This window comes from Stenotrophomonas maltophilia group sp. Smal17, from assembly GCF_030237045.1.
GTDB classification, from domain to species: Bacteria; Pseudomonadota; Gammaproteobacteria; order Xanthomonadales; family Xanthomonadaceae; genus Stenotrophomonas; species Stenotrophomonas forensis.
Map to the genome: position 1 here is coordinate 1 of NZ_JASJSU010000106.1, position 14,680 is coordinate 14,680.

The following is a 14,680-nucleotide window of genomic DNA, read 5'->3' on the forward strand; positions in this document are numbered from 1 at the left end:
CCGGGCAGAACCTGCAGATGACCGTGCAGCAGGACCTGCACGTCAGCGCCGGCGAGACCCTCGCCACCGTGTCCGGCGAGCACGTGTCGCTGTTCGCGCAGAGCGGCCCGCTGCGGGTGATCGCCGCACAGGGGCCGGTCAGCCTGCAGGCCAACGATGGCGAGCTGGAACTGCTGAGCGAGCAGGCGCTGACCATCACCGCCACCGACGAGCGCATCGACGTGCTGGCGCAGACCAAGGTGGTGCTGCAGGCCGGCAGCAGTGCGATCACGCTGGAGGGCGGCAACATCACCTTCAGCTGCCCCGGCGAGTTCAAGGTCAAGGCGGGCGAGCATCCGTTCATGGGGGCCGATACCAACCCCGCCATTCCCGAGCACCTTCCGCGAGGCACGCAGCTGGTACCGCAGCAGTTCGGGCTGCGCCTGGTCGAGCAGTTCGGGCTGCAAGGACTGGCCGGCAAACCCTACACACTGGACATCGGCGGGCAACGCTTCGAAGGCGAGCTGGGCTCCGATGGCAGCCTGATGCATGAGATGCCCGAAGGCGCGAAGCAGGCCAAGCTGAAGGTGTTTCCGTTCGGCGCCGACAACCACCCCTGGGAATGGACACTCGATCTTGCCGCACAGAAGCAGACGGACGAGCACACCGGGTTGCAGTCGCGCCTGAAGAACCTTGGATTCTACGATGGCGCGGTCGACGGCGACTTCGGCCAGCTCAGCCGCATGGCCATGCAGCGCTTCCACCAGGCACGTGAGCTGGTTGGGCTCAATACACCCAGCCTTCCCGGCGTCACCTCGCTGGGCAAAGACCACGACATCTAGGACGGATGCATGATCTACGGCAATCACAACCTCCGACGAGGCGACCACGATGGCACGCCTGCGAACAACAGGCCGCCTCGCTGGGGTGGCGTCGACAACCCGCCCCCGCCCACGCCTGCGAACGCACAGACACCGCAGAACCAGGGCGGCGCGACGCTGGCGATCCCGCAGCACGTACGCCAGCTCCAGCAGGACCTGCGTACGCTGGGCTTCATGTTCGTCGGCACACCTGATGGCGGGTTCGGCCGCGGCACCGAGTGGGCGGTACGAGAGTTCCAGATCTATGCCAGCATGGCCAATGCCGCCCAACTGAACCAGGGACGGCTGCACGGCTGGCAACCCCAGGCAGGCTTGACCGCACCGGAAGTGATGGCACTGGGACTGCGCCCCAATTCCAATCCACCGGAAAGCTATCACGTCGCCTCGCTGGACCGGGTCGCCAACGGATCGCGCTACACCGGCCCGATCAGCGGCGTGATGAACGCCAATACGCGCACAGCGATGGAACACTGGTTGCGCAACAACTATCGTTGCCCGGTGGTCATCGAGGCATGGCAGGTTGCCACCGGCAACAACCAGCGCACTACGCCGTATACCAACGGCGTCAACATCTGGAACTTCGACGAGATCACGCAGGGCACCGTGCGCAATGCCTCCAACCGGGTGGTCGCGCGCGTCCGGATGTTCAGCAGGGACTTCACCGGACACTACACGCTTCCCAACGGTCGCCGTGATGATCAGTACCAGTCGCTGGGCAGCTACGCGCGGTTCATGACCTATGGCGGCCCGATGAGCGAAGTGCCCAACCATACGTGGGCCGAAGCGGAAATGACGCCAGAACGCTTGATCGGTCCAGCGACCACCACGGCAATCCTGGCCGCCACACCCAACGGCGCCGCAGCGTCCACCTATCGTGTTGTGCGTGCCACGGCCGAGCAGGAATGCATGGGCATGTTCGACAGCATCAATGCCTACGATGACGCTCTGGTCTCTCTCGGCCCGTGCCATTGGACCATGGGACTGATGCCTGCCGGCGGCTATGACAATGGCGAGCTGCCTGGCTTCCTGGCCTACTTCCTGCATCGCAATCAAGCCGACTACCAGCGCTATCTCGGGAATCTGGGTCTTTATCCGGCGACGGCCTGGGCAGGCGTCAACACAGGGCCGCTCTGGGACCGTACGGGCCGGAAGTACGTGGGCTGGATCCGCCATCACGACGAACAGACGCAACCTGCACAGGCGGCCACCGGTCTGGCGCAGCTGCCCATGGTCGACCGGGCGACCCTGGAAGCAAACTATTTCAAGACCTGGCACTGGTTCTATCGCTTGGCCATGATCGGTCGCACCTGCGCGAACTTCCAGCAGGCGATGTGGGATATGGTGCGCTTCCGTATCCGCGATATCCGTTCAGCCCCTATCACGGTCAATGTGGGTGCCGTCCATATCAACGGCACGCTGGGCGATATCTACACATCGGAGAAATCCGTCGCGATCCTGCTTCGGTGGCATATCTTCCGTCCGGGCCACGTGACCGGCGCCCGCGTCAGGGATTCGTTGACCCGTGCCATCAACGGCCATGCCCAGTTGAACTGGTCGACGGCAACGGCGCAATGGACCAACGCACACGAGCAGGCGATCACCGCGCAGTTGCTCACTGACGCACTTTCCGTCAACGACACGCAGGATCGCCTCGCCAACTGGCCGACCTATGCCGGGCGCAACGGCCGCAACTACACCCTCAACAATGAGTTGGGCGCCTTGCGCGATGGCCGCGGCTCCTTCCATTTCGATACCACGGGAATATGACGATGCGTTACGTCCTTCGTGCCACACCGCTGCTGGCCGGTCTTTGCCTGGCCACCTCCTGCGCGGCCAAGCAGCCTGTCGCCGACGTCCTGGACCGCGCCTGCGCAGCAGTCTCCATTGACGATCGGATCGAACTGCTGCCGCTGGAAGGAAAGCACGTCAGCGCCTGCCCGCCCGGCGATGATGAAGGCTGCCCCTACAGCGGTCAGCAGGGAAAAACGTCGTTGAGCGACACACCGGATCTGAACAAGGATGGCCGGAAGGACGCCATCCTGACCTACTTCGGCAGCAGTTACGGCGACATCGACGTGACCGACAAGCTGGTCCTGGCCCAATGCAAGGACGGAACCTACATCCGTCTTCTGGAAGGAAAGTTCACGACATTGTCAGCACCTGCCATGCCCCATGCCGTGTGGCCTGAACTGGAAGCGACGCGGAATTGCCCGCAGGGCCACGGTGGTGCAGTCCGTACCGAGAAGATCCGGCTGACCTTCGACAGCAAGGCAGCACAGTATCGTGGACCTGCAGGCCTGAATCTGGCCGCGGCCTGCCAGGCTCAAGGCGACTGACCGAAGTACGCTGCGTGCTCACGGCACGCAGCGGGAAGCGGGACAATATCCACGCCAGAGAACAAAGAACCTGGTGAGAGCGTTGGATCTACCTGCCCTTCTCCCAGCAAGAAGCTCACCACCGCTTCCGGCATTACGGCGACAGCAAATTCTCCTGATCCTCAAGCGCACTTACTAGTCGCCTCGGGCGTGTCGACCTATGAGATGACGCCAATCACCATCAACGGTCGCAGGCTGTCTACTGCCGAAGTGGACGCTGATGACGGAAACGCCCCCTGCATCGGGCCACCGCAACTGGTAATGGGAGTCTGACGCAGACAGCATCAGTTCCGATCAGCTACAACCGCTCTTATGGGCACATCATGTCCTATGCGCACACCATGAAGCAGTTATCAAACAGGCTTACAGCACTGCTAGCCCTCTCCTGCCTTTGGGCTCCCGCTTGCTCATCAATGCCAAAGGACAACGAACTCAGTGTGCGCTCCCCAAGAGGAATTACAGTCACAGCTGATGGTCCGATTGCACGCAATTATCCACAGACCAAGTGCCTTGACTTCCGGCGAAAGCACAAGAGCATCGGGTTTCTCTGTTTCTCCTCCAGCGAGCAGTTCACCACTGATTTCGGCATTGCAGCAACAGCGTCTCCTGATGCTCAGGAGCACTTGCAGGTAACCTCAGGCATGTCTACCCATGAACTGAAGCCGATCATCGTCAACGGCCGCAGGCTGTTTACTGCCGAAGTGGATTGTGACGACCGGGACGCGCCCCTGTATCGAGCCACCTCAACGTGTCATGTGGCATTCATGCCCATGGCCAATGCCCACTTCTTCTATAGCAATTTCATTCTCAGCAATGGAGCGACTTCCACACCGGGGGTCGATGAGCGGACGATCATGGACATCTGGAAAAGCCTGGCCAGTACCGGTGGCGGGCACGGATGAGCACTGACGCAAGACGCATTTGCAGACCCGGTCAATGTCTCTTGATCGCTTTCATGCTGACCATGGGCGGATGTGGCGGGTCGGCCCCCAAAGCGACGTTCGAGACATCTCCTGCACTATCCGATGCGGATCTGAAAGGTCTTTACCCGGGCACGCTGCTGAGGCAGGTGGTGTTCGAGGACATCGACGGCGCGGGCCTGCTGCTGATTTCGCGTAGCGAACAGACATCGCCGGCGCAGGAAGACAAGGAACCATTAGATCAGATCACGCTGCGTGCAGAGCTGTTCCGGCGTTCTGACCTGGCGGCGCCCTGGACGTCGCGCTGGATCCAGGAAGATCCGGTCCAATGCGAAGGCCTGGACCTGGACGCCGGCTATTTCCTGGACCAGGTAACCGCAACCGACCTGGACAACGACGGCCGCGCCGAGCTTACGTTGGCCAGCCACAGCTTCTGTGGCGGTGGGGTGGACCCGCAGCAGTTGCGCATCGGCCTTCGCCAGGGGGAGCAGTATTACGAAGTACGTGGTGAATCGCTGGTGGAGGTGGAAGGCGATGAACCCTTCGGCGGCGACCGGCAGGACGATCCTGCGCTGGTATCGGCTGCGCCGGCGCTGCGCGCGCACGTGGACAAGGTGTGGGAAGCGATCAAGCGCGGCCAGCCCGGCCCGCCGTGAACGCCGCGCCCCTGATCCAACGCATGCCGTCACCATGGGCACGGTGCTATGGTGGCGCCATCATGCCCCACCTGGAGCCGTTCCAATGACCCGAATCAGCATCATCCGTCTCGCCGTTGCCGCCCTTGCCGCGCCCCTGCTGCTGTCGGCCTGTGTCAGCACCCCCGGCCCGGAAGTAAAGGGAACGGGCCGCTGCGACGCCAGTCAGCTGGGCTGGGCGGTAGGCCAGCCAGGCAACGAAGAAAACCTGCGTCGACTGTCGCGTGAGAGCGGCGCGGGCCTGGTCAATCCGATCGGCCCGACCACCATCACCATCAAGGACATCCGCCTGGACCGCCTGCGGGTCTACATGGACAAGGACAACATCATCACCGCCGCACGCTGCGAGTAAGCGCCGCAGACGGCTTTTGTAGAGTCGAGCGATGCTCGACTGTTCTCCTGTCAGGCCGTACGGAATGCCAGTCGAGCAAGCTCGACTCTACAGGGCCACAATTCAGGTTTCAGGGTTCGGTATAGCCTGCGCAATCCGGCAGCGCCTGGTCCGGATGGAACATGCCTTCGCTGAAGCGGAACAGACGTGTGTAGCTGCACGCCGGGTCCTGCTCGGTGCGCAGGTCCTTTTTCTTCAGCGGGCCCTTGGCCAGTGAATCCTCGAAGCGCGAGGCGCCGGCGGGGAATCGTGTGGCCACGGTCTGGTAGCGCAGCACCGGCATGGCCTGCGCGACCGGGTCCAGTCCCAGTTTCGCCGAGAAACTGTACTCATCATGGCAGGCCCCGGCCCGTTGCCTCGCATCCTGTTCACTGAAACAGGCCCGGATCGACGCATTGCCCTGCCACGGAACGGTCAGTACATCGTCATCCACCTGGATGTCGTCCTGCAGGTGGCGCACGCGTGCCAACTGCAACGTGGACGCATCGGCACCGCCGCCGGAATACATGCTGCTGAAGGAGACGATGCCCCCTACCAGTACATTCTGGCGGGCGCGTTGCTGCGGGTCGGTCACCACCGCATCGCTACCCACACCGGAGGCCAGACGCACGATCCATGGCCACAGCTTCAGTTCGCTTTCCTGCGGCACGTCGATGCTGACGTGGTAGACATGCGAGTCGCCCTCCGCGGTTCCCCGCTCCGACACCTCCAGTGTTGTGGGCCGATCGCCATCGTGGGCCACCGGCTGCACGCGCACGCACCATGCGCCATCGGCGGTGCAATGACGCACCCCTGCCGCGTCCAGCACCTGTCCCAGCGGCTCCATCACGTTGCCGGCCGCATCGCGCTGCTGCGGCAGGATCGAGCCCTGGGCCAGCGCCAGAAGCGGCGTGGCCAGCAGTGCGGCGCACAGGAAAGTGCGTGCTCCAGTGATGGGCATCGGGGTGGCTCCTGCGTGTGGAACCCCGATGGTAACCGCTCCCCCGTAGAGTCGCGCTTGCTCGAATGCATGTAATCTGGCAAAAGAGGCCGTCGACCAAGCTCGACGCTACCCGGATCGGTTGTCTAACCGCAATCGCAGCCACCCCACCCCTTCGCCTTCGACGTCTGGCCGATACCCGGGTTGAAGGTATTGCTTGGGTCCAGCTGCTTGTAGAACCCGGCCAGCGCCGGCTTGGCCGGATACAGGTGGCCGACGTTGTGCTCGGCCGGGTACTCGGCGCCGCGCTGGTCCAGCAGCGCCCACATCGCGTGCTCGATCGCCATCGGGTCTTCGCCCCTGCGCGCGATGTAGTCCTGGTGGAACACGTGGCACAGGAAGTGCCCGTAGTACAGCTTGTGCAGCAGGCGGTTGTCGAGGTCGGCGGGCAGCTGCTCGAACCAGTCGGCATCGTCACGGCGCAGCGCGATGTCCAGTGCCACGATGTCCTGCACCTTCTCGCGATGCACTTCACGGTAGCGCACGGCAGCACCGGCCACCGCGAAGCGATGCAGGAACGCCTTGCGGCCCTCCTCTGCCGTGCAGTGGAAATAGCCGCCTTCATGGCCTGCGAAGAAGTCCCGCAACCAGGCCTCGGTCTGCGCTGCGTCCTGCGCGGACACCTTCAGCAGCAGATGATGTTCATAGCGCTGGCGGAACTCGCCCATGCGCTTGGGCAGGTGCGAAGGCAGCAACCCGGTCAGCACCTGCATCACCCGGTCGGTCACCCCGCGCAGTCCCAGCCGCTCGAACCAGCCATCGACACGACTCTTCAGCGCAAAGGCGGCCGGCACGCGGGCAGTGCCGAGACGGTCGATCAGCAGGAAGCTGTCCTTGCCGTAGCGTTCGCCGATGTCATAGGCATCGCGGTGGATGTACTCACCGGCAATCGGCAGGCGCTCGAAGCCGGTCAGCAGCTGGCGCCGGATCGCGCTGAGGCTGTCGGTGCGGTTGCTGCCGATGTAGAAGACCTCGGCGGCCTCCTTCTCGAAGGTATCCAGCCGCACCGCGAATACCGCCAGCTTGCCGGCAGATCCTGCGGCCTCGAAATGACGGCTGGGGTCGGCATTGAAGCGCGCCGGGGTATCGGCATCGACCCGGCGCACCTCCTCGGCATAGCGCGGATCGGAGGCGGCGCGGCCCTCTCCATCGCCCACATCGGCGGCGCTGTATCGCCCCTCCTGCAGTCGCTGCAGGATCTGCTCGGGCGTATCGCCCAACGCGATGCCCAGATGGTTGACCAGCTGCAGCTGGCCCTGTGCATCGACCTGCGCGTACAACGCAAGCTCGGTATAGGCCGGGCCGCGACGCACCAGCGCGCCGCCGGAGTTGTTGCAGATCCCGCCCAGCACCGACGCGCCGATGCAGGACGAGCCGATCACCGAATGCGGCTCGCGGCCCAATGGCGCCAGGGTCTGTTCCAGCCGATCCAGCGTCGCGCCAGGCAGGCACAGCACCTGCCGGCCGCCGTTCAACAACTGGATGCCGGTCAGGCGCAGCGTGCTGACCAGCACGATCGGTCGCCCATAGTCGTTGCCATCCGGGGTCGAGCCGCCGGTCAGGCCGGTGTTGGCCGCCTGCAGGATGATCGCCGCCCCACCCTGCACCGCGGCCTGCAGCACGTGCCACAGTTCCAGCAACGTGCCCGGCCGTACCACCGCCAGTACCGGGCCGTCGCCGAAGCGGTAGCCACGGCGGAAACGGCGGGTGGCCTTGTCACCGGTCAGTACATGGCGGCTGCCGACCGCATCGCGCAACTGCGCCAGCACGGCATCGTGGCCACTCACGGCAGGCTGACCAGCGAGTCGCGGCCGATGTCGGTGATACGGCGAGCACCGGTCAGTGTCATCGCCACGCGCATCTCCCTGGCGATCAGATCCAGCAGGTTGGCCACCCCGGCTTCGCCCTGCGCAGCCAGTGCATAGACGAAGGCACGGCCCAGCAGCACGGTGTCGGCGCCCAGCGCCAGCATGCGCACTACGTCCAGGCCGGTGCGGATACCGGAATCGGCGAGGATCTTCAGGTCGCCCTGCACTGCATCGGCAATGGCCGGCAATGCGCGTGCGGTGGACAGCACGCCGTCCAGCTGGCGGCCACCGTGATTGGAGACCACGATGCCATCGGCGCCGAACTTCACCGCATCACGTGCATCATCCGGATCAAGGATGCCCTTGATCACCATCGGGCCCTTCCAGAATTCGCGGATCCACTCCAGGTCTTTCCACGAAATGGAGGGATCGAAGTTGCTGCCGAGCCAGCCGATGTAGTCCTCCAGCCCGGTCGGGTTGCCACGGTAGGTGGAGATGTTGCCCAGGTCATGCGGGCGGCCGAACAGGCCGACGTCCCAGGCCCAGTGCGGATGGGTGATGGCCTGGCCGATACGGCGCAGCGAGGCGTTCGGTCCGCTCATGCCCGAGTGTGCGTCACGGTAGCGCGCGCCCGGTACCGGCATGTCCACGGTGAACACCAGCGTGGTCACGCCCGCGGCCTGCGCGCGCTCCAGCGCGTTGCGCATGAAGCCACGGTCGCGCAGCACATACAGCTGGAACCACATCGGCCGCTGGATCGCCGGCGCCACTTCTTCGATCGGGCACACCGAGACAGTGGACAGGGTGAACGGGATGCCGCGGCTATCGGCCGCGCGCGCCGCCTGTACTTCACCGCGCCGGGCATACATGCCGGTCAGGCCAACCGGTGCCAGCGCCACCGGCATCGCCAGCTTTTCGCCGAACAGTTCGGTTTCCAGGCTCAGGTCGGACATGTTGCGCAGTATGCGCTGGCGCAGCGCGATGTCGGACAGGTCGGAAACGTTGCGCTTCAGCGTGTGCTCGGCATACGCACCGCCATCGATGTAGTGGAACAGGAACGGCGGCAGCCGGCGTTCGGCTGCAGCACGGTAATCGGTGGAGGCGGAGATGATCATGGGGTCAACCGTGTGGGGAAGGTAGACGCGAGGCCCGCGCACGCCGGGCTTCGTTGTCATCGAGGGTGCGCAGCGTGGTGTGCACGAACTCGAGGTGGGCATGCGCGGCGGCGCGCGCGCGTTCGGGGTCGCCGGCCAGCACCGCGTCCATCATCTCGCGGTGCTGGTCGGACAGCGGCGAGAAGGTCCTCGCCGAGGTATAGAGCTTCTCGCGGCTCTGCGAGATGTTGGTCTGCAGCAGTTCGAACAGGCCGCGCATTACCTGCAGCAGCACCAGGTTGTGCGACGCCTCGGCGATGGACAGGTGGAAGGCCGCATCGGCCTCGGCTTCACCGGTGGGATCGTCCTTGCCGTGCGCATCCATCATGGTCTGGAACGCCTGCGCGATGCGCGTGCGGTCCTCGTCAGTGGCGCGCAGCGCGGCATGCCAGGCGGTGGCACCTTCCAGCGCGTGGCGGATCTCCAGCACGTCGAAGCGGTATTCCGGGTCGCCCTGGAACAGCGGCAGGTACGGTGCCAGCGGTTCATCCAGCGCCTGCCGCGCGCGCGCCGCCGGTTCGACCACATAGGTGCCGCCACCGACCCGCGCCGTCAACAGGCCCTGGCTGGCCAACTGTGCGATCGCCTCGCGCAATGCAGTACGCGAGACCCCCAGCTGAACCGCCAGGGCGCGCTCGGCCGGCAGCCGGTCACCCGGCTGCAGCCGCTGTTCCTGCACCAGGCCGCGCAGCTGCGCAGCCACCTTGTCCGAAATGCGTTGCGTGCTCATGGCGCCATTGTGGCCCGAAGCGCGCAGCGGGTGGTCGGCCGACCGTGCATGGCTCAGGGAATCATCCAGGTCAGCCAGTAGGCCTGGGCCAGGGTGATCACGCCGACCATCGTGGTGAAGATCAGGCTGTGCTTGACGGTGAAGCGGAACAGGTCCGATTCCTTGCCGGCCAGCCCCACCGCGGCGCAGGCAATGGCAATCGACTGCGGCGAGATCATCTTGCCGGTCACGCCACCGGTGGTGTTGGCCGCCACCAGCAGCACGTCGGACACGCCGATCTGCTGTGCGGTGGTGGCCTGCAGTGCCGAGAACAAGGCATTGGACGAAGTGTCCGAGCCGGTCAGGAACACCCCCAGCCAGCCAAGGAACGGCGAGAAGAACGGGAACGCATCACCGGTGTGTGCCAGTGCCAGGGCAAGCGTGGCCGACAGCCCCGAGTAGTTGGCGATGAAGGCGAAGGCCAGCACCATGCCGATCGAGTAGATCGGCATGCGCAGCTCGCGCACCGTCTCACCGAAGGTCTGCAGCGCCGAACGGGCCGGCATGCGCAGCGCGATGATGGCGATCACCGCAGCGAGGATGATCGAGGTACCGGTGGCCGAGAACCAGTCGAACTTGTAGATCGCCTCGTAGCTGAGCGGCGCGTCCACGATCGGTGGCATCTTCTGCACCATCTGGTCCAGGCCCGGCACCGGGATCTTCAGCACCCAGTTCTCCAGCGGGCCGCCCGCCGCGAACAGCGACTTGAACGGCTTGATGCTCCACAGCGTAACCATCGCGGTGAGGATCAGGAACGGCGACCAGGCTTTGGCGATCTGGCCGACGCTGTAGCGCGGTGCCTCCAGCGCCTGTGCGGCCGCCTCGGCGCTGGTTTCGTTATCGAAGCGGAAGATCCGCACCGGCTTCCAGCGACGCAGGAACAGGGTCAGGCACACCAGCGATGCCAGCGAGGCGGTGATGTCCGGCAGTTCCGGGCCAATGAAGTTGGAGGTCAGGTACTGCGCGATGGCGAACGAGCCCCCGGCCACCAGCACGGCCGGCCAGGTTTCCCTGATGCCGCGCCAGCCATCCATGATCGCCATGATCCAGAACAGCACGATGATCGTAAGGAAGGGTAGCTGGCGCCCAGCCATCTGGCCGATCTCGAACGCATCCAGGCCGGTGACCTGCCCGGCCACGATGATCGGAATGCCCATTGCACCAAAGGCGACCGGCGCGGTGTTGACGATCAGGCACAGGCCGGCGGCATACAGCGGCTTGAAGCCCAGCCCGACCAGCAGCGCCGCGGTGATCGCCACCGGCGCGCCGAAGCCGGCCGCACCTTCCAGGAAGGCACCGAAGGCGAAGCCGACCATCAGCATCTGCAGGCGCTGGTCCTCGGTGACCGACAGGATCGAGGCACGGATGATGTCGAACTGCCCGGTCTTGACCGAGACTTTGTACAGGAACACCGCGCCGATGATGATCCAGGCGATAGGCCACAGGCCGTAAACGAAGCCAAAGCCGGCTGCGCCCAACGCCTGGGTCAGCGGCATGCGATAGAACAGCAGCGCCACGCCCAGCGCGATGGCCACGGTGATCGTGCCGGCGAGCCAGCCCTTCATCCGCAATACGGCCAGGGCGATGAAGAAGAACGCGATCGGCAGCAGCGCGATCAGGCTGGACAACCACAGGTTGCTGGCGGGGTCGTACAGGTGTTGCCAGGGCTGCATGAAGGCTCTCGACTGGGGGCGGGATGTGCTCCACCGCAGGCGGTGGGTCGCCGTGGCCGATACTTATTGGTATTACCAATAAGTAAAATCATCGAGCCACTTAGGGCGGATTTAACCGTCACTCCGGCGAAGAGCCTATTAGACCATAGGGCTAGGCGCCATATTGGTCCGACCAAATAGACCCTGATGGTAGTGCCGGCCGCTGGCCGGCAACTCGAGATTCCCTTACGAAATCCGCCTCTCCAACCGCCGCATCACCGCCAGCACCAGTACGCACAGCACGCTGACCCCGATCGCGATCACGTACTTGCCGATGCCCACGGCAATGCCGATGGCCGCCGCCATGATCAGTGAACTGGCGGTGGTCAACCCGCTGACCTGGTCCTCGCGCGAACCGCGCAGGATGGTGCCGGCCGCAACGAAACCGACGCAGGCCACCACCGCTTCAATCAGTCGCACCGGATCGACCTGCAGCAGGTCGCGGTAGCGCTCCTGCTGGAAATGCTCGGCCACCGAATCACCGAGGCCGACGATCAGCGCAGCGGCGCCAGCAATCAGCATGTGCGTGCGCAGGCCGGCAGCGTGCTTGCCCATTTCGCGCTCGACGCCGAGCACGCCACCAAACAGCATCGCCGCGCCTACGCGCAGCAGGATCGAGACATCCTGGGTGAGTTCCATCGCCGCCTCCGGGTATTTCCGGCAGCGTTGCGTGCACAGCGTGGGACGGGGGTGAAGGCAGCACCACGGCTCGTTCACCCGGTGGCGCCAGGCCGCGCCCGGCGCCATCGGCGATCAACGCATCACTGCGCCAGGTAGCCACCATCGATCGCGTAATAGGTGCCGGTCGCGAACGAGGCGTCGTCGCTGGCCAGCCAGGCCACCAGCGCCGCCACTTCTTCCGCCGTGCCCAGCCGCTTCAACGCGTGCCGCCCTTCCAGCGTGGCGCGCACCTTCGCGTCCATCTTCTCCAGCAGCGGCGTGCTGATGAAGCCCGGACCGACCGCATTGACACGGATACCGTCGCCCGCATGCTCCCAGGCAGCGGTCTGGGTCAACCCGACCACGCCGTGCTTGGCCGCGACATACGCGGTGGAACCGGCATAGCCCACCTGGCCCAGGATCGACGCCATGTTGATGATGCTGCCACCGGAACCCGCTGCACGCATCGCCTGGATCTGCGCACGCTGGCACAGGAATACGCTGGTCAGGTTGACATCGATCACGCGCTGCCAGCCATCGATCGGATAGTCACCACTGCTGGCGGCCGGTCCACCGATGCCGGCATTGTTGACCGCCACATGCAGGCCGCCCAGTTCCTTCACCGTGCGCTGCACCGCTGCCTCGACGGCGGCATCATCGGTCACGTCCAGCGCAATGCCGATCGCCTGTGCACCGCTGCCCTGCAGCTGCGCCACCGTCGCATCCACCGCGTCCTGTTTCAGATCCCAGACCGAAATACGCGCACCGGACGCAGCCAGGGTCTGTGCGACCGCCAGGCCGATGCCGGATACACCTCCGGTCACGATCGCGGTCTTGCCGGTGAGCTGGTAGTCAATCATCTGCATTCTCCATCTGTGGGGGTTTCGATGCGGCTGGCCGTTGTTGAACCCTCACGCTACGACGTTGCCTGTGATGACCCGGCAGACAGTGCGTCCACGAACGATCGTTCCACCCATAAAACCTCAACTCAGGTTGATGTAGGGATCTGCGTATGGATTTGCATGCAAGACGCCGCCGTATGTTCTGCGCAGCAATCAACTTGGCCGTATTGATCAATCGTTTTGACCATCTCGAAATCAAATGCAGATGAATCAGGGCGACAATGGGAAACGTTTCCAGTTTCTTCGACACACGAATTCCAATCTGGCGTTTCCCCAGCCATCCGGCATGCCGTCGCCACCGCATCGCAGCGGGTCTGCACAGGCCACCACCGGACGTGCATCTGCATCGCAGAGCGCATGGGCCAGGCACAGCCAGCGTCCACCTCCTGCGTACGTGCCGAGCAATGTCCCGATACTTCACTTTTGCCGATTACCGCCGTTTCGGCCACCGCCACGGCTTTGATTACCGCGCCGATCCGGAACACCTGCGCGACGACCAGTGGGCCGGCCACGGCGAGGTCAACGAGCAGTTCCTGCGCGGCGGCATGAGCCTGATCGCGTCCGACGTGCATAATCGTTTCCCGTACGTCGCCACCGCCCAGCAGAGCCCGGGGCTGGCCATCCGCGTGATGCTGCAGGGCCAGGTCGACGTCCGCATGCCACGACGCGCGGGCTTCACTCTGCGTGCCGGCACCGCGATGACCGCGCACCATCGCGAGCAGGTCGAGATGACCGGCGCACACCCCGGCGAAACGCGCATGCGTGGGGTCAGCGTGATGGTGCCGGCCGAGATCGATCCGGACCTGTTCCAGCTGCCGCAGCTGCATGCTGCGCTCAACACCCACCTGGAGTGCCGCCACTGGGCAATTCCGCACACCCTGCTGCCGGTGCTGGGCCAGCTGTTCGACAGCCCCTGGCAGGACGGCATCGATGCGCTGTGGCGCGAGGGCGTGGCCCTGCAGCTGCTGGCCGTCGGCCTGCAGGCCGAGGATCTGCAGACCGACCACGTGCGCACGCTGCGCGCGGGACAGCGCGAGCGCCTGGAGCGCGTGCGTGCCTATCTGCACGATGATCCCAGCCACGCCCACAGCCTGCTCGAACTGGCCCAGCTGGCCTGCATGAGCCCGAGCTCGCTGCGCCGCCATTTCGCCCAGCAGTACGGTTGCTCGGTGTTCGACTACCTGCACGAGCAACGCATGCGCCACGCCGAACAGGGCCTGCGCGAAGACGGCTGGACCGTCGAGCAGGCTGCGGCCGCCAGTGGCTATCGCCATCCCAGCAACTTTGCTGCCGCCTTCCGCAAGCGTTTCGGCCTGGTGCCCAGCCGTTGGCGTACCGGCCCTTCAAAGGTCGGGTAGCAGCTTCTGCCCTGGTGGGTGTCGACCCTGGTCGACATGCTTTCGCACCGTCGCGGATGCCGGCCAGCGGCCGGCACCACCCCCATCATGCGACCAT

14 protein-coding genes are annotated in these 14,680 nt (G+C 64.8%); 7 read left to right on the forward strand and 7 right to left on the reverse strand.

Annotation, left to right across the window (positions count from 1 at the left end; translation table 11 throughout):
• The 6 genes from QRO93_RS18935 to QRO93_RS18960 form a co-directional block, all read left to right on the forward strand.
• The coding region (locus QRO93_RS18935; RefSeq protein ID WP_285304320.1) for a DUF2345 domain-containing protein at window positions 1-821 on the forward strand (821 nt) is incomplete at its 5' end.
• A 9-nt stretch (window positions 822-830) separates the two neighbouring features.
• A complete protein-coding gene (locus QRO93_RS18940; RefSeq protein ID WP_285304321.1) occupies window positions 831-2,627 on the forward strand; it encodes a peptidoglycan-binding protein in 1,797 nt (598 codons plus the stop codon).
• A 2-nt stretch (window positions 2,628-2,629) separates the two neighbouring features.
• A complete protein-coding gene (locus QRO93_RS18945) occupies window positions 2,630-3,196 on the forward strand; it encodes a hypothetical protein (RefSeq protein WP_180880900.1) in 567 nt (188 codons plus the stop codon).
• Window positions 3,197-3,648: 452 nt separating this feature from the next.
• Window positions 3,649-4,137, forward strand: coding sequence for a hypothetical protein (locus QRO93_RS18950; RefSeq protein ID WP_180880901.1), 489 nt, complete (start codon window positions 3,649-3,651; stop codon window positions 4,135-4,137).
• Entirely contained in the window at window positions 4,134-4,811 is a 678-nt protein-coding gene (locus QRO93_RS18955) for a M949_RS01915 family surface polysaccharide biosynthesis protein (protein ID WP_180880902.1), read from the forward strand. Before QRO93_RS18950 ends, QRO93_RS18955 begins: the two co-directional genes overlap by 4 nt.
• Window positions 4,812-4,896: 85 nt before the next feature.
• Window positions 4,897-5,202, forward strand: coding sequence for a hypothetical protein (locus QRO93_RS18960; RefSeq protein ID WP_285304322.1), 306 nt, complete (start codon window positions 4,897-4,899; stop codon window positions 5,200-5,202).
• 109 nt (window positions 5,203-5,311) lie between these two features.
• Here the strand turns inward: QRO93_RS18960 and QRO93_RS18965 are convergent, their stop codons facing one another.
• The 7 genes from QRO93_RS18965 to QRO93_RS18995 all read right to left on the reverse strand — a co-directional run bounded on the left by QRO93_RS18965 (window position 5,312) and on the right by QRO93_RS18995 (window position 13,183).
• A complete protein-coding gene (locus tag QRO93_RS18965) occupies window positions 5,312-6,181 on the reverse strand; it encodes a hypothetical protein (RefSeq protein WP_180880903.1) in 870 nt (289 codons plus the stop codon).
• Between the two features lie 125 nt (window positions 6,182-6,306).
• Complete coding sequence (gene dld, locus QRO93_RS18970) at window positions 6,307-8,007, reverse strand: D-lactate dehydrogenase (protein ID WP_180880904.1); 1,701 nt, start codon at window positions 8,005-8,007, stop codon at window positions 6,307-6,309.
• Window positions 8,004-9,143, reverse strand: a complete 1,140-nt coding sequence (gene lldD, locus QRO93_RS18975) for an FMN-dependent L-lactate dehydrogenase LldD (RefSeq protein ID WP_180880906.1) — start codon at window positions 9,141-9,143, stop codon at window positions 8,004-8,006. Before lldD ends, dld begins: the two co-directional genes overlap by 4 nt.
• 4 nt (window positions 9,144-9,147) lie before the next feature.
• The gene (lldR, locus tag QRO93_RS18980) at window positions 9,148-9,912 is read right to left on the reverse strand and encodes a transcriptional regulator LldR (RefSeq protein ID WP_180880908.1); all 765 of its coding nucleotides are present in this window, start codon (window positions 9,910-9,912) and stop codon (window positions 9,148-9,150) included.
• A 53-nt stretch (window positions 9,913-9,965) separates the two neighbouring features.
• Window positions 9,966-11,624 carry an L-lactate permease gene (gene lldP, locus QRO93_RS18985; RefSeq protein WP_180880910.1) on the reverse strand — a complete coding sequence of 553 codons (1,659 nt, stop codon included), beginning with the start codon at window positions 11,622-11,624 and terminating at the stop codon, window positions 9,966-9,968.
• Window positions 11,625-11,849: 225 nt separating this feature from the next.
• A complete protein-coding gene (locus tag QRO93_RS18990) occupies window positions 11,850-12,302 on the reverse strand; it encodes an MgtC/SapB family protein (RefSeq protein WP_008265586.1) in 453 nt (150 codons plus the stop codon).
• 122 nt (window positions 12,303-12,424) lie between these two features.
• Window positions 12,425-13,183 (reverse strand): SDR family NAD(P)-dependent oxidoreductase, encoded by a 759-nt coding sequence (locus QRO93_RS18995; protein ID WP_180880912.1) that lies wholly within the window; start codon window positions 13,181-13,183, stop codon window positions 12,425-12,427.
• Window positions 13,184-13,629: 446 nt separating this feature from the next.
• Here QRO93_RS18995 and QRO93_RS19000 point away from each other — a divergent pair, with 446 nt between their 5' ends.
• Window positions 13,630-14,583: an AraC family transcriptional regulator gene (locus QRO93_RS19000; protein WP_053450050.1), complete on the forward strand. Its 954-nt coding sequence runs from the start codon at window positions 13,630-13,632 to the stop codon at window positions 14,581-14,583.
• Window positions 14,584-14,680 lie beyond the last annotated feature (97 nt).

What these genes read in the sequence shown, in the direction of transcription:
- QRO93_RS18940 (WP_285304321.1), top strand. Translation starts at nt 831, where the DNA reads ATGATCTACGGCAATCACAACCTCCGACGAGGCGACCACGATGGCACG.
- QRO93_RS18945 (WP_180880900.1), top strand. Translation starts at nt 2,630, where the DNA reads ATGCGTTACGTCCTTCGTGCCACACCGCTGCTGGCCGGTCTTTGCCTG.
- QRO93_RS18950 (WP_180880901.1), top strand. Translation starts at nt 3,649, where the DNA reads ATGCCAAAGGACAACGAACTCAGTGTGCGCTCCCCAAGAGGAATTACA.
- QRO93_RS18955 (WP_180880902.1), top strand. Translation starts at nt 4,134, where the DNA reads ATGAGCACTGACGCAAGACGCATTTGCAGACCCGGTCAATGTCTCTTG.
- QRO93_RS18960 (WP_285304322.1), top strand. Translation starts at nt 4,897, where the DNA reads ATGACCCGAATCAGCATCATCCGTCTCGCCGTTGCCGCCCTTGCCGCG.
- QRO93_RS18965 (WP_180880903.1), bottom strand. Translation starts at nt 6,181, where the DNA reads ATGCCCATCACTGGAGCACGCACTTTCCTGTGCGCCGCACTGCTGGCC.
- lldD (WP_180880906.1), bottom strand. Translation starts at nt 9,143, where the DNA reads ATGATCATCTCCGCCTCCACCGATTACCGTGCTGCAGCCGAACGCCGG.
- lldR (WP_180880908.1), bottom strand. Translation starts at nt 9,912, where the DNA reads ATGAGCACGCAACGCATTTCGGACAAGGTGGCTGCGCAGCTGCGCGGC.
- lldP (WP_180880910.1), bottom strand. Translation starts at nt 11,624, where the DNA reads ATGCAGCCCTGGCAACACCTGTACGACCCCGCCAGCAACCTGTGGTTG.
- QRO93_RS18990 (WP_008265586.1), bottom strand. Translation starts at nt 12,302, where the DNA reads ATGGAACTCACCCAGGATGTCTCGATCCTGCTGCGCGTAGGCGCGGCG.
- QRO93_RS18995 (WP_180880912.1), bottom strand. Translation starts at nt 13,183, where the DNA reads ATGATTGACTACCAGCTCACCGGCAAGACCGCGATCGTGACCGGAGGT.
- QRO93_RS19000 (WP_053450050.1), top strand. Translation starts at nt 13,630, where the DNA reads ATGTCCCGATACTTCACTTTTGCCGATTACCGCCGTTTCGGCCACCGC.